This window comes from Mesobacillus campisalis (assembly GCF_000986785.1).
GTDB lineage: Bacteria > Bacillota > Bacilli > Bacillales > Cytobacillaceae > Mesobacillus_B > Mesobacillus_B campisalis.
In genome coordinates this window covers 1-13040 of the sequence record NZ_LAYY01000037.1, presented here as the reverse complement: position 1 = coordinate 13040, position 13040 = coordinate 1, and the positions used below count along the sequence as shown (strand labels likewise).

Annotated in this window: 7 protein-coding genes, 21 tRNA genes and 2 rRNA genes; 1 reads left to right on the top strand and 29 read right to left on the bottom strand. The window is 46.9% G+C overall.

All coding sequences use genetic code 11. The features are described from left to right. The first annotated feature begins 108 nt into the window (after positions 1-108). A complete protein-coding gene (locus WQ57_RS20560; RefSeq protein ID WP_046525627.1) occupies positions 109-879 on the top strand; it encodes a TraR/DksA C4-type zinc finger protein in 771 nt (256 codons plus the stop codon). 102 nt (positions 880-981) lie between these two features. Here WQ57_RS20560 and speD read toward each other — a convergent pair whose 3' ends face one another. The 29 genes from speD to WQ57_RS20415 all read right to left on the bottom strand — a co-directional run. Next, positions 982-1791, bottom strand: a complete 810-nt coding sequence (gene speD, locus WQ57_RS20555) for an adenosylmethionine decarboxylase (RefSeq protein ID WP_046525626.1) — start codon at positions 1789-1791, stop codon at positions 982-984. 173 nt (positions 1792-1964) lie between these two features. Beyond that, positions 1965-4367 (bottom strand): glycogen/starch/alpha-glucan phosphorylase, encoded by a 2403-nt coding sequence (locus WQ57_RS20550; protein WP_046525625.1) that lies wholly within the window; start codon positions 4365-4367, stop codon positions 1965-1967. Then, positions 4342-5808: a glycogen synthase GlgA gene (gene glgA / locus WQ57_RS20545; protein WP_046525624.1), complete on the bottom strand. Its 1467-nt coding sequence runs from the start codon at positions 5806-5808 to the stop codon at positions 4342-4344. Before glgA ends, WQ57_RS20550 begins: the two co-directional genes overlap by 26 nt. After that, complete coding sequence (locus WQ57_RS20540; protein WP_046525623.1) at positions 5805-6833, bottom strand: GlgC family sugar phosphate nucleotidyltransferase; 1029 nt, start codon at positions 6831-6833, stop codon at positions 5805-5807. The genes glgA and WQ57_RS20540 overlap by 4 nt, the downstream gene beginning before the upstream one ends. Positions 6834-6857: 24 nt before the next feature. Then, on the bottom strand, positions 6858-8003 hold the full coding sequence (locus WQ57_RS20535; RefSeq protein WP_046525622.1) for a glucose-1-phosphate adenylyltransferase: 1146 nt from the start codon (positions 8001-8003) through the stop codon (positions 6858-6860). Continuing rightward, positions 7921-9879 (bottom strand): 1,4-alpha-glucan branching protein GlgB, encoded by a 1959-nt coding sequence (gene glgB, locus WQ57_RS20530; RefSeq protein WP_046525621.1) that lies wholly within the window; start codon positions 9877-9879, stop codon positions 7921-7923. The genes WQ57_RS20535 and glgB overlap by 83 nt, the downstream gene beginning before the upstream one ends. Positions 9880-10273: 394 nt before the next feature. Beyond that, positions 10274-10345: transfer RNA gene (locus WQ57_RS20525), tRNA-Glu, on the bottom strand. A 3-nt stretch (positions 10346-10348) separates the two neighbouring features. Further along, positions 10349-10439 (bottom strand) — tRNA-Ser (locus WQ57_RS20520). Positions 10440-10444: 5 nt separating this feature from the next. Further along, positions 10445-10519, bottom strand: a tRNA-Asn gene (locus WQ57_RS20515). A gap of 1 nt (position 10520) precedes the next feature. Then, a tRNA-Ile gene (locus tag WQ57_RS20510) sits at positions 10521-10597 on the bottom strand. A gap of 29 nt (positions 10598-10626) precedes the next feature. Further along, positions 10627-10700, bottom strand: a tRNA-Gly gene (locus tag WQ57_RS20505). A gap of 16 nt (positions 10701-10716) precedes the next feature. Further along, positions 10717-10792: transfer RNA gene (locus tag WQ57_RS20500), tRNA-His, on the bottom strand. A 38-nt stretch (positions 10793-10830) separates the two neighbouring features. After that, a tRNA-Phe gene (locus tag WQ57_RS20495) sits at positions 10831-10906 on the bottom strand. 18 nt (positions 10907-10924) lie between these two features. Further along, a tRNA-Asp gene (locus WQ57_RS20490) sits at positions 10925-11000 on the bottom strand. A 3-nt stretch (positions 11001-11003) separates the two neighbouring features. After that, positions 11004-11077, bottom strand: a tRNA-Met gene (locus WQ57_RS20485). A 24-nt stretch (positions 11078-11101) separates the two neighbouring features. Beyond that, positions 11102-11194 (bottom strand) — tRNA-Ser (locus WQ57_RS20480). Between the two features lie 13 nt (positions 11195-11207). Beyond that, a tRNA-Ile gene (locus WQ57_RS20475) sits at positions 11208-11284 on the bottom strand. Between the two features lie 17 nt (positions 11285-11301). Further along, positions 11302-11378, bottom strand: a tRNA-Met gene (locus tag WQ57_RS20470). Positions 11379-11403: 25 nt separating this feature from the next. Next, positions 11404-11479: transfer RNA gene (locus WQ57_RS20465), tRNA-Ala, on the bottom strand. 6 nt (positions 11480-11485) lie between these two features. Then, positions 11486-11562: transfer RNA gene (locus WQ57_RS20460), tRNA-Pro, on the bottom strand. Positions 11563-11569: 7 nt separating this feature from the next. Then, positions 11570-11646 (bottom strand) — tRNA-Arg (locus tag WQ57_RS20455). A gap of 17 nt (positions 11647-11663) precedes the next feature. Then, positions 11664-11752: transfer RNA gene (locus tag WQ57_RS20450), tRNA-Leu, on the bottom strand. 5 nt (positions 11753-11757) lie between these two features. Further along, a tRNA-Gly gene (locus WQ57_RS20445) sits at positions 11758-11832 on the bottom strand. A 5-nt stretch (positions 11833-11837) separates the two neighbouring features. After that, a tRNA-Leu gene (locus WQ57_RS20440) sits at positions 11838-11922 on the bottom strand. A gap of 10 nt (positions 11923-11932) precedes the next feature. After that, positions 11933-12008 (bottom strand) — tRNA-Lys (locus WQ57_RS20435). A gap of 92 nt (positions 12009-12100) precedes the next feature. Then, positions 12101-12176, bottom strand: a tRNA-Thr gene (locus WQ57_RS20430). Between the two features lie 6 nt (positions 12177-12182). Further along, a tRNA-Val gene (locus WQ57_RS20425) sits at positions 12183-12258 on the bottom strand. Between the two features lie 9 nt (positions 12259-12267). Next, positions 12268-12383, bottom strand: a 5S ribosomal RNA gene (rrf, locus tag WQ57_RS20420). 237 nt (positions 12384-12620) lie between these two features. Further along, positions 12621-13040: ribosomal RNA gene (locus tag WQ57_RS20415) — 23S ribosomal RNA — on the bottom strand; the annotation flags it as partial.

The window sequence follows — 13040 nt, the reverse complement described above, 5'->3', positions numbered from 1 at the left end:
TCGTTCCGCCACTGGGATGCTCCCAGCTTTTCTCATGTTTTCATTCAGCCTGACGGGGTATCAGGTAGATAAGTTTTCGTTTTGTAATTGATAAAGGATGTGAGGAACATGTTGCCGAAAGAATTACTGACAAAGCAAAAACAGGTACTTCAGGAAGAGAAAGAACAGCTGGAAAGGCAGCTTGATGCAGGAACTGGGGAAGGCCAGGATTTCCTGAAAGGCAGTATTACAGATGCCACCGGAGAGCTGTCTCTATACGATAACCATATGGCCGACAGCGGCACGGAATTGTTCGAGCGAAGCAAAGGGCTCGCAATGGAAGAGCATCATCGCAGCCAGCTCGAAAAGATTAATTTGGCGCTCGAGGCAATAGAAGAAGGGAATTATGGCAAATGCAAGGAGTGCGGGGAAAATATTCCCGAGGAAAGGCTTGAAGCCATTCCTTACACTCTATATTGCACAGACCATACGCCAGAGCAGGGCTTATCAAATGCCCGGCCGGCAGAAGAGGATGTTCTTGAACACACCCATACAACCGAGTTCCAGCGCCGTGAAAATGCTGAAATGGCCGACCATAAAGACAGCCTTCAGGAAGTGGCTCAATTTGGAACTTCTGAAACTCCTTCAGACGTCCTTGGCGATCAGGACAGCTATAACGACCTGTACAGTGAGGAGACGACAAATGAAGGTTTTACCGAGGACTATGAATCCTTTGCTGCGAACGATATCGACGGCGACGACAGGAGTGTAGTGCCAAACAAACAAAAGGAAGAATATGAAGAGATGCTGGACTCTGCTGGGATGGACTCCCAGCTGGGCGACATTCCCTATCGAAAAAGGGACAGCTACCTTCAGGACAAACCGTATAAACCAGAATAAAAAATAAAGGTCAAAGCATAGCCCTGCGTTCAAATGACGCAGGGCTCGCCTATGGCTGTTGCCACAAAGAAAGCGCTTGGGAAGAAGATCCCAAAGCGCTTCTTAATTTACAATGTTCTTTCCATAAAAGAGCTCATCCATTTCAAGTTTAAGTCTTTCCGTAATTTCTTCCCGCTCATCGCCGCTAAGCTTATCCTTTGAATAGCCAAATAAGTAATCATTTAAATCGAATTGCCTCAATTTGCACTTCGTATGGAAAATGTTTTCCTGATAGACATTTACATCAATCATATCATACTCTTCTTTCACTTCATCCGGAATGTAATTCTGAATGGATGTGATGTCGTGGTCGATGAACAGCTTGTGGCCATTTTTATCCCTCGTAAAACCGCGGACACGATAATCAATCGTCATGATATCGGTATCGAACGAATGAATAAGGTAATTAAGTGCCTTGAGAGGCGAGATTTCCCCGCATGTGGAGACATCGATATCAGCACGGAAGGTACTGATTCCTTCGTCCGGGTGATATTCAGGATAAGTATGGACCGTGATATGGCTTTTATCCAGCTGCAGAACCACATTATCCGGCAGCGGTCCAGGTGATTCCGCAAATGATTCATTTGGGACCTCCACAACAGGCCCTTCGGAAACAAGCACGGTCACACTTGCCCCCTGAGGCACGTAATCCTGTTTGGCTACATTCAGTACATGAGCACCAATAATATCAGACACATTGGTGAGGATTTTTGTCAGCCGGTCGGCATTATACTGTTCATCAATGTATTCAATATAGGCTTCCCTTTCTTCCTTTGTTTTCGTGTAGCATATATCATACATATTGAAACTCAAAGACTTCGTCAGATTATTAAAACCGTGCAGTTCGATTCGCTGCTGATGCGTCAATTTCATCTCTTAGTTCCCCCTTTTGATGTTTGCCCCGATTTCACCCTTAAATATTAGTATGATACCCATTTCTGGCAAGAAAAAACGACAAGGCTATCCGGCAATAGAAAACGGTCCTGGCATTTGTGCCTGGACCGTCTTTTAATTTGTCATTTCATATAGAGGGAACGCCATCCTGCTTACTTGATTTCTACGGGATAAATATTCCAAATATCTGACGCGTATTCCCTGATTGTACGGTCGCTTGAAAAGAATCCGGATTTGGCGATATTCACTAGGCTTTTTTGCAGCCAAGACTGCCTGTTCCGGTATTCCTCGCCAACCTTTTCCTGGATATCAATATAGGCTGCAAAGTCACGGAGCACAAAATATTGGTCGTTGTGATCGAGAAGAGACTCGCGAATAGCCGTAAATTCACCTTCTGTATCCGGGAAAAACCCATTAACAAGCTGATCGGTCACCTGGCGGATCCGCTCGTCATAATGGTAGTACTCCTGTGAGTGATAACCGCCGTTCCTCTGGAAATCCAGCACATCTTCGGCCTTAAGACCAAACAGGAAAATATTCTCCTGTCCGACCAGCTCTGTAATTTCCACATTGGCTCCATCAAGGGTTCCCAGAGTGAGGGCACCATTCATCATGAATTTCATATTTCCTGTTCCAGAAGCTTCCTTGCTGGCAGTTGAAATTTGTTCAGAGATATCTGCTGCCGGGAAAATATCTTCTGCCAGCGAGACCCGGTAATTTTCAAGGAATACAACCTTCAATTTGTCATTTACAGCAGGATCGTTATTCACCTTGTCTGCTACCGTAGTAATAAGCTTGATTACTTTTTTGGCAAAATAATAGCCTGGAGAGGCCTTTGCCCCGAAAATGAATGTCCGCGGATACAGATCATACGCAGGATCTTCCTTTAGGCGATTGTAGAGATACATGATATGGAGGACATTCAATAGCTGGCGTTTATAGGCGTGCAGCCGCTTGACCTGGACATCAAAAATCGATGATGTGTCAACCGTTATACCTGTCTTTGCCTCGATGATTTGTGCCAGCTTCTCTTTATTGGCTTTTTTAATGACTGCCAGTTTCTCAAGAAAAACAGAGTCATTTTCATGCTTCAGCAATTCCTCCAGCTTAAGGGTGTCGTTCACCCAGTCGGGACCAATGGAATCCGTGATCAAATTGGCGAGTGCCGGATTGGACTTCAGGAGCCAGCGCCGGTGGGTGATCCCGTTTGTCTTATTATTAAAACGCTCGGGAAACACCTGGTAGTAGTTGTTCATTTCCCTTTCTTTCAGGATGTCGGTGTGAAGCTTGGCTACTCCATTGATGCTGTGGCTTCCGACAATAGCCAGGGGGGCCATGCGCACTTCGTCATGCGCAATAATAGCCATTCCTTCAATCCGGCCCCAGTCACCAGGATATCGATCCCACAGCTCCTCGCAGAAACGCTTATTGATTTCTTCAATAATCATGAATATGCGCGGCAGCAAAGGCTTAAAGATTCGTACTGGCCACCTTTCAAGGGCTTCTGAAAGGGTTGTATGGTTCGTATAGGACAATGTATGGACAGAGATTTTCCACGCTTCCTCCCAGCCGAGGCCTTCTTCATCCATCAAAATCCGCATTAATTCTGGCACTGCAATGGCAGGATGCGTATCATTGATATGAATGCTGACATGCTGATGAAAATCGAGCAGGCTCCTGTTCTGCTTTTTGTAGGAGCGGACGATCGACTTGAGGCTCGCAGCCACAAGCATATACTGCTGCTTCAGGCGCAAAATTTTTCCTTCATCATGGGTATCATCCGGATACAACAGTTCCGAAATGGCTTCTGTTTCCTTCTTGTATTTGATGATATCCACATTTCCCGTGTAGCGCGACGGTTCCGCACTCCAAAGCCGAAGCGTATTGACCGTCCCTGTTTGATAGCCGAAGACTGGAAGGTCGTAGGGAACAGCGGCTACTGTTTCTGCATTCATGTGCCGAAATACAAGTCTTCCATTGTCATTGTAGCTTTCAATATGCCCCCAAAAAGGGATTTCGACAGCATCATCGCCTTTCCTGATTTCCCAAACATGGCCATGGCGAAGCCATTGTTCCGGCAATTCCACCTGATAGCCGTCGACAATCTTTTGCTCAAATAAGCCATGCTTGTAACGGATGCCGCATCCATGCCCGGGAAGGCTGAGGGAGGCCAGCGAATCAAGGAAACAAGCAGCCAGCCTGCCTAGCCCCCCGTTTCCAAGGGCTGCATCTGCTTCAATTTCTTCGAGGTCATCAAGGCTGATTCCCAGCTCGTGGAGTCCTTCGCTGACTACCTCTTCGATTCCAAGGTTCATCAGATTGTGGCGAAGCAGCCGCCCAAGCAAAAACTCAATCGATAAATAATAAACTTGCTTTTTGCCTGAAGTCCGATATGTTTCATTTGTCTTAATCCAGTCGCTGCTCCCATATTCCCTGATCATCTGGCCAAGTGTTTGATACTGCTCCCGCTTGGTGCTTTCCGCAAAACTTGTCCCGTAACTCATTTCCAATTTTTTTAAAAACGCCGTCTTAAACTCCGTTGCATTCGAAAACATGGACTTCACTCCTCGGACAAAGATTGTCATACAGGTCGTAATAGATCTGTGCAGACCGGGCCCAGCTGAAATCCATCTGCATGACTCTTGCTACAAGGCTGTTCCACTCCTGTTTGTCCTTGTAAAAGCCCAGCGCTCTTTCTATGGTGTGAAGCATGTCATGGGCGTTGAAATTGGTGAATGTAAAACCATTTCCATCACTGTCCAGGCCATTGTACGATTTTACGGTATCATTGAGCCCTCCCGTTTCCCGCACAATCGGAACCGCTCCATACCGAAGGGCAATCAGCTGGCTCAGCCCGCATGGCTCGAATTTCGAAGGCATCAGGAACAGGTCGGCCCCTGCGTAAATCCTGTGGGCCAAGTCTTCATTGAAGCCGATAAAAACCCTGCATTGTTCATAATACGTCGCTGCCATATGGCTGAAGTAGTACTCAAACTCGCGTTCCCCTGTCCCCAGGACAATCAGCTGTGCTCCAGTAGACATGATTTCCGGGAAAACTCCCCTGACCAATTCCAGCCCTTTTTGCTTTGTAAGCCTTGTTACCATCGCAATCAGCGGAACGTCCTTATCCTGAGGCAGACCGAACTGCCTCTGGATTTCAAGCTTGTTGATCATGCGGGCATTATGGTCATGAGGTCCATAAGAAGCAGCCAGCGCAGCGTCATTTTCCGGATTATAAAGTTCATTGTCAATCCCGTTCAATACACCGGACAGGTCATGGCTGCGGGCACGAAGGACACCATCAAGGTTCTCCCCAAAATAGGCCGTCTTGATTTCTTCCATATAGGTCGGGGAAACGGTAGTGATTTTGTCCGCCGAGATAAGGGCAGCCTTCATGAACGAAACATTCCCATGGAATTCGAGCTGGTCCGGGTTAAAGTATTTCTGATCCAGGCCCAGAAGGTCGCCAAGGATTTCCCTCGGGAAAATCCCCTGGAACTGCAGATTATGAATGGTAAAAACGGTCCGGATGGATTCGTAGTTTTCCTGGCTTTGATACTGCTCTTTTAGCAGGAAAGGAATCATGCCGGTATGCCAGTCGTGGCAGTGAATCACATCTGGATAAAATTCAAGTTCTTTGATTGCGTCAAGGACAGCACGGTTGAAATAGGAGAATTTCTCTCCCTCATCAAAATCACCGTACATCTGACTGCGTTTGAAATAATATTCATTGTCTACAAAATAGTATGTAACACCCTCGTATACAAGCTTTTCAATCCCGCAATATTGACTGCGCCAACCAACTTGTACCGTAAAATCGGTAATCTTAAGCATTTGGTTTTTATATTCATCAGGGATGGATTGGTATTTCGGCATGATCACCCTGACATCCGTCCCAAGCTTCTTTAATTCCTTTGGAAGCGAACCTGCTACATCTGCAAGTCCGCCTGATTTGATAAATGGGACACATTCCGATACAGCAAATAATACTTTCAAGATTTCATCCACGCTCCCTGCTTGGATCCTTTGCGAAGGATGTTAGGCGCCTTATCCGTTCCTGTAATCGTGCAGCCATTGCTAACTTTGACATCCTTGTCAAGGATCACATGGTCAAGGACACAGTTTTCCCCGATTTGGGATTTTTGCATAACGATACTGTTCCTCACAATTGCCCCTTTCGCTATTTTTACTCCGCGGGCAATAATGCAGTTTTCGACCGTCCCCTGGATATCAGCTCCATTGGCAATCATGGCGTTTTTAACAATGGAATCCTTTGAATACCTCGTTGGAGGTTCATCCTTTACTTTAGTAAGGATAGGACGCTCTTTCAAAAACAACTTACTCCAAATATCCGGATTCAGCAAGTCCATGCTGGCTGAATAATAATTCTGTACAGAGTTCACCATCACAGCATAGTCCTCGTAATTATAGTAGCAAAGCCTATATGGACTATTGATGTCTGTAGCAACGTCCTTCATGCTCAAATAGCCTGTATCCTGGCGGCCTTCAATCAATTCCATGAGCAAAGAAGTCTTTAATAGGTAAATTCCCAGTGAAGCACCGTTCTTGCGGACTTCGGTAATATCACACTCTGACTGGATATGCCACTCGAGGAGCGGCGAGAAATCCATATTGAAGACCGTGTATGAATTGGCAATGACAGCATACTCCTGCGTACTTCTGGTGAAGAAGTCGATATTGGCGGCAAAATGTTCAAGGGAGCCAATGCCAGAGACCGGTTTGTCAAGGATTGGCGACGGGAAGAAAAACAACCCATCCCGTTTCCTGTTGAGATCCCAGTTTTTCCCCGAACCAAGATGGTCCATCAAGGAACGGTACTGGTATTTCGGAAAAATCGCCACGCTTTGGATTCCTGAATTGACCATATTGGACAAAACGAAGTCAATCAGACGGTATCTGCCTCCAAACGGAATGGCAGCGACTGAGCGGTGGCTTGTTAACTCTATTAAATCTTCACTATATGTGGTTGCATCTATTACACCCAGCAAACGTTTATTCAACTTTATCCCTCCTGATGAGTAGCGTTAGTTGGCGATCATTTCATCTAATGTTTCCTCGGAAACAAGCAGAATTTCGCCGTCCTCCTTAGGACGGATGACCGACCCGTCCGGAATATGAATACCTGGTGAGATAATGGCTTTCTCAATGAAGCAGTTTTGCCCGATTACGGCATCCGGCATGATGACCGCCTCTTTTACAACGGCTCCCTTTTTCACCATTCCTCCCTGGAACACGACCGTTCTTGTTACGGACCCTTCAATTGTGCATCCTTCATTGACTAGCGATTCAGTCAGGACGGCATCCTTGCAAATGTATTGAGGCGGCTGGTTGGGGTTGACTGAATAGATTCTCCAGCTTTGGTCAAATAAGTCCAGTTCACAATGCTCATCAAGCAGGTCCATATTGGCCTCCCACAGGCTCTGTACAGTTCCAACGTCCTTCCAATAGCCTTTAAATGGATAAGCGAATAACTTCTTGTCTTCCTTTAGCATCAGAGGCAGGATGTCTTTCCCAAAATCATGGCTGGAAGCAGAATTTTCATTGTCCTTAAGCAAAAATTCCTCAAGTACTTTCCATTTAAAAATGTAGATTCCCATCGAAGCAAGATTGCTCTTTGGCTCCGCAGGCTTTTCATCGAATTCGATAACCCTCAAATCTTCATCTGTGTTCAGTATTCCAAAGCGGTTGGCTTCATGCCACGGAACTTCAATGACAGAAATGGTCATATCTGCGCCTTTTTCAATATGGTGTTCAAGCATTAATTCATAGTTCATTTTATAAATATGGTCACCCGACAATATCAGGACATGCTCCGGATTATACTGGTGAATGTAGTTCAGATTCTGGTAAATCGCACTGGCTGTTCCTGTATACCATTTTACTTCTTTGGATTCCGCATAAGGTGGTAGCACCGTTACGCCATCCCCCTTGCGGTCAAGGTCCCAGGCACTGCCAATCCCGATATATGAATTCAGGATAAGCGGCTGGTATTGCGTCAGCACGCCGACCGTATAGATCCCTGAATTCGTACAGTTGCTTAGTGGAAAATCGATGATTCTGTATTTTCCTCCAAAAGGAACAGCTGGTTTAGCGAGGTTTTTTGTCAGTGTGCTTAAGCGGCTTCCCTGCCCTCCGGCCAGAAGCATCGCCACGAGCTTTTTCTTTTGCATCGATTACTTTCCCCTTTCTTTTTTTGACTGGGCGCAAAATGGAAATCCCAAATGGAGATATATTCATTTCAATGGAATACGGCCTGCCATGAAAATTGGTTTCCTGTGCCTTGATCATTTTTTTATTGGTAACTCCTGATCCGCCGAATACTTGGGCGTCACTGTTTAAAATTTCCCTGTACGTTGCATCGTGAGGTACTCCAATCCGGTACCCTGAATAGGTTTCCGGTGTAAAATTGCAAACAATGATAAGGAAGTCCCCGTCCTTTCGTCCCTTCCGGATGAACGAAAATATCGACTGTTCAGCGTTGTCGGCGTCAATCCATTCAAATCCGCCATAGTCCAAATCCACTTCATGGAGCGGTTTTGATCGCTTGTAGATTTTAAGCAATTCTTTGACAAACACATTAATTTTGTTATGCATCTCATAATCCAGCAGGTGCCAATCGAGTTGCTCTTTATCTTTCCATTCGGAAAACTGGCCCAGTTCCGTACCCATAAAGGTGAGTTTTTTTCCAGGATGGGCTGTCATATATCCCAGCAATAATCGCAGCTGGGCAAATTTCCGCCAGTAATCTCCGGGCATCTTATCCAATAGTGACTTCTTTCCATGTACAACTTCATCATGGGAGAACGGAAGTACAAACGCTTCGGAGAAAGCATAAAGCAAAGAAAAAGTCACTTTATTGTGATGATGCTTCCTCTCCTCCGGAATGGTTTCCATGTACTTCAGCATGTCGTTCATCCAGCCCATATTCCATTTATACGTGAATCCAAGCCCTCCATCCTCAGGCGGCCTTGTTACGTTTGGCAAATCGGTGGAATCTTCAGCTATCATCAATGTGCCCGGATAATGGTTTGCGACGGCTCCATTCAGCTTCTTCAGAAATTCAATTCCATACGGATTAAGCTCCCGGTCTGAATTGGGCCAATAGATGATGTTCGCAACGGCATCGACCCGAAAACCATCTATATGATATTTATCAAGCCAGAATAACGCACACGAAATAAGGAAGCTTTGGACTTCCGTTTTGCCAAGATCAAAATTGGCAGTTCCCCAAACAAGGTTTTCCCGGTCCTTGGGATTTATGTAATCAAAGGCATAGCTTCCATCAAAGCAATACAGACCATGCTCATCTTTGCAAAAATGCCCGGGCACCCAATCGAGAATAACCCCAATTCCATTTTGATGGCATTGGTCCACAAAATACATAAAGTCATGAGGGTTCCCAAAACGGCTTGTTGCCGAATAGTAACCTGTTGCCTGATATCCCCAAGAAATGTCGAGCGGATGCTCAGTTAGAGGCAGCACTTCGATATGGGTGTAACCGTGGGATAGGATATAGGGGATCAATTCGTCAGCTAGTTTCCGGTAGTTGAGCAGAGATCCATCGGAGGCTAATTTCCATGAACCCAGATGGACTTCATAAATCGCCATCGGTTCGTCAAGAGCCTGTGTTTTTTCCCTTTTTCGGAGCCAATTCTGGTCGTTCCATTGGTAACCATCGAGGGAATAAACAATTGAAGCAGTATTTGGCCTTACCTCTGAGTAAACCGCATAAGGATCAGCCTTTAATTTTGCAACGCCATCAGAGCCGATAATTTCATACTTATACAAGGAGCCAGTCAGGTCCTTTTCAATCAGAAGCATCCATACACCTTCTGGATTTATCCGCTGAAACTCAAAACCTTCCCCATTCCAGCCATTAAAATCACCAGCAAGCCTCACCTTTTTCGCAGCTGGTGCCCAGACACAAAATCGAGTATATGATCCTTCTCCGCTTTTTATGACGTGTGCACCAAACAGCTCATAGCTCCTGTACAATGAGCCTTCATGGAATAAGTGCAGCTGATAATCTGTAGGATGTGATACCATCCAACTTCACCTTCCTTCACAATCAGCTTTCTGAACTACTATTCTCTTTTGTACCATAAAACCCTTGCAAAATAATTTTAAATCTTTCGACATCATCAGACAATTTTCTCCATGCAGCGCTTTCATTGGCTTATTAAAGGCATTTATAAAATTCGACAAAGCGGAAAAAATTTTGAACAATTTATTTACAAGTAGGAGTTTTTCCAGGGTACCTAAAACGCGCGGCCCCTGACTTGCCCCTTTTCGGAAAACGCCTTGAATACGTCTCCTGGTTTATATGCAGAAAGTAATTACAGACTGATACCCCATTTGGACAAGATGTAAACATAAAAACAATATTAGATTCTGAACGCAAAAAAAAGGCTGCAGACATCATGTCTGCAGCCTTTTTTTATGACCCCTACGGGATTCGAACCCGTGTTACCGCCGTGAAAGGGCGGTGTCTTAACCGCTTGACCAAGGGGCCTAATGGCGGAGAAGGAGGGATTTGAACCCTCGCGCCGGTTGCCCGACCTACACCCTTAGCAGGGGCGCCTCTTCAGCCACTTGAGTACTTCCCCATATATGGCTCCGCAGGTAGGATTCGAACCTACGACCGTTCGGTTAACAGCCGAATGCTCTACCACTGAGCTACTGCGGAATGGTGGGCCTAAATGGACTCGAACCATCGACCTCACGCTTATCAGGCGTGCGCTCTAACCAGCTGAGCTATAGGCCCATATTGTCTAGCATCTAGCTTTTCGAAATTGGAGCGGGTGAAGGGAATCGAACCCTCATCATCAGCTTGGAAGGCTGAGGTTTTACCACTAAACTACACCCGCACGAATAAATAATCAATGGGGCGACTGATGGGAATCGAACCCACGAGTGTCGGAGCCACAATCCGATGCGTTAACCACTTCGCCACAGCCGCCATATTTCCTTTTTTCTTAGCGCCTAGGCTTGAGAAAATGGTGGCTCAGGACGGAATCGAACCGCCGACACAAGGATTTTCAGTCCTTTGCTCTACCGACTGAGCTACTGAGCCGTTTGTTATAAATGAAAATGGCGGTCCCGACGGGAATCGAACCCGCGATCTCCTGCGTGACAGGCAGGCATGTTAACCGCTACACCACGGGACCAGATTGCGGGGGCAGGATTTGAACCTGCGACCTTCGGGTTATGAGCCCGACGAGCTACCGGACTGCTCCACCCCGCGACAATAATATTAAGATAATAATAATGGAGGAGGAAAGGGGATTCGAACCCCTGCGCGGTTTGACCCGCCTGTCGGTTTTCAAGACCGATCCCTTCAGCCGGACTTGGGTATTCCTCCAGATTAAATGGTATGGTGGACCTTGTAGGACTCGAACCTACGACCGGACGGTTATGAGCCGTCTGCTCTAACCAGCTGAGCTAAAGGTCCCAACGATATAAGATAAATGGTAGCGGCGGAGGGGATCGAACCCCCGACCTTACGGGTATGAACCGTACGCTCTAGCCAGCTGAGCTACACCGCCAAATTGTTCTGTCATAATAAATATATGGTGGAGCCTAGCGGGATCGAACCGCTGACCTCCTGCGTGCAAAGCAGGCGCTCTCCCAGCTGAGCTAAGGCCCCTAATAATGGTCGGGAAGACAGGATTCGAACCTGCGACCCCTTGGTCCCAAACCAAGTGCTCTACCAAGCTGAGCTACTTCCCGATAAATATGGCGCGCCCGAAAGGAGTCGAACCCATAACCTTCTGATCCGTAGTCAGACGCTCTATCCAATTGAGCTACGGGCGCATATTAAATTAAGCACATGGTGCCGAGGACCGGAATCGAACCGGTACGGTAGTCACCTACCGCAGGATTTTAAGTCCTGTGCGTCTGCCAGTTCCGCCACCCCGGCATATTTGGAGCGGAAGACGGGATTCGAACCCGCGACCCCAACCTTGGCAAGGTTGTATTCTACCACTGAACTACTTCCGCAAATATGGTGCGGGTGAAGGGAGTCGAACCCCCACGCCTCGCGGCGCCAGATCCTAAGTCTGGTGCGTCTGCCAATTCCGCCACACCCGCAATATGAAAATGGTGAGCCATGAAGGACTCGAACCTTCGACCCTCTGATTAAAAGTCAGATGCTCTACCGACTGAGCTAATGGCTCGGAAATATAAAATTCAAACACTAATCTGCTCAAAATCCCTTACGGGCTTTTTCGCATGTTTCCGCAGATGTTCATTCAAGAAGCAAGAAACATGGTGCCGGCGAGAGGACTTGAACCCCCAACCTACTGATTACAAGTCAGTTGCTCTACCAATTGAGCTACACCGGCAGGTAGTGGTGGAGGATGACGGGATCGAACCGCCGACCCTCTGCTTGTAAGGCAGATGCTCTCCCAGCTGAGCTAATCCTCCATATTGAATGCCTGGCAGCGTCCTACTCTCACAGGGGGAAACCCCCAACTACCATCGGCGCTGAGAAGCTTAACTTCCGTGTTCGGCATGGGAACGGGTGTGACCTTCTCGCTATCGCCGCCAGACATTTTTCAAGACATTTACTATTATAATGCCTTTTAGATATTTTGCAAGGAAAATTTTCATTCCCTCAAAACTGGATAATGTATTTCAGAAGGACTTGCATTCGAGTATCGTTCTTGTCCAGCTCCGGCTCCTAGCCTCTCGATTCGCTTCGGTCCATCATTTGAAGTCAAAGAACGACTTCAATTGCTGGCCCTCCAGCGCTAGTCGAGGCTGTACAGTCGCCTCCGCTTTTCAATTAGGTTAAGTCCTCGATCGATTAGTATCAGTCAGCTCCACACGTCACCGCGCTTCCACCTCTGACCTATCAACCTGATCATCTTTCAGGGATCTTACTAGCTTGACGCTATGGGAAATCTCATCTTGAGGGGGGCTTCATGCTTAGATGCTTTCAGCACTTATCCCGTCCGCACATAGCTACCCAGCGATGCCTTTGGCAAGACAACTGGTACACCAGCGGTGCGTCCATCCCGGTCCTCTCGTACTAAGGACAGCTCCTCTCAAATTTCCTGCGCCCACGACGGATAGGGACCGAACTGTCTCACGACGTTCTGAACCCAGCTCGCGTACCGCTTTAATGGGCGAACAGCCCAACCCTTGGGACCGACTACAGCCCCAGGATGCGATGAGCCGACATCGAGGTGCCAAACCTCCCCGTC

Coding starts and splice junctions, on each gene's coding strand:
- WQ57_RS20535 (WP_046525622.1), bottom strand. CDS start 8,003: ATGCAAAAGAAAAAGCTCGTGGCGATGCTTCTGGCCGGAGGGCAGGGA.
- WQ57_RS20550 (WP_046525625.1), bottom strand. CDS start 4,367: ATGTTTTCGAATGCAACGGAGTTTAAGACGGCGTTTTTAAAAAAATTG.
- speD (WP_046525626.1), bottom strand. CDS start 1,791: ATGAAATTGACGCATCAGCAGCGAATCGAACTGCACGGTTTTAATAAT.
- glgB (WP_046525621.1), bottom strand. CDS start 9,879: ATGGTATCACATCCTACAGATTATCAGCTGCACTTATTCCATGAAGGC.
- WQ57_RS20560 (WP_046525627.1), top strand. CDS start 109: ATGTTGCCGAAAGAATTACTGACAAAGCAAAAACAGGTACTTCAGGAA.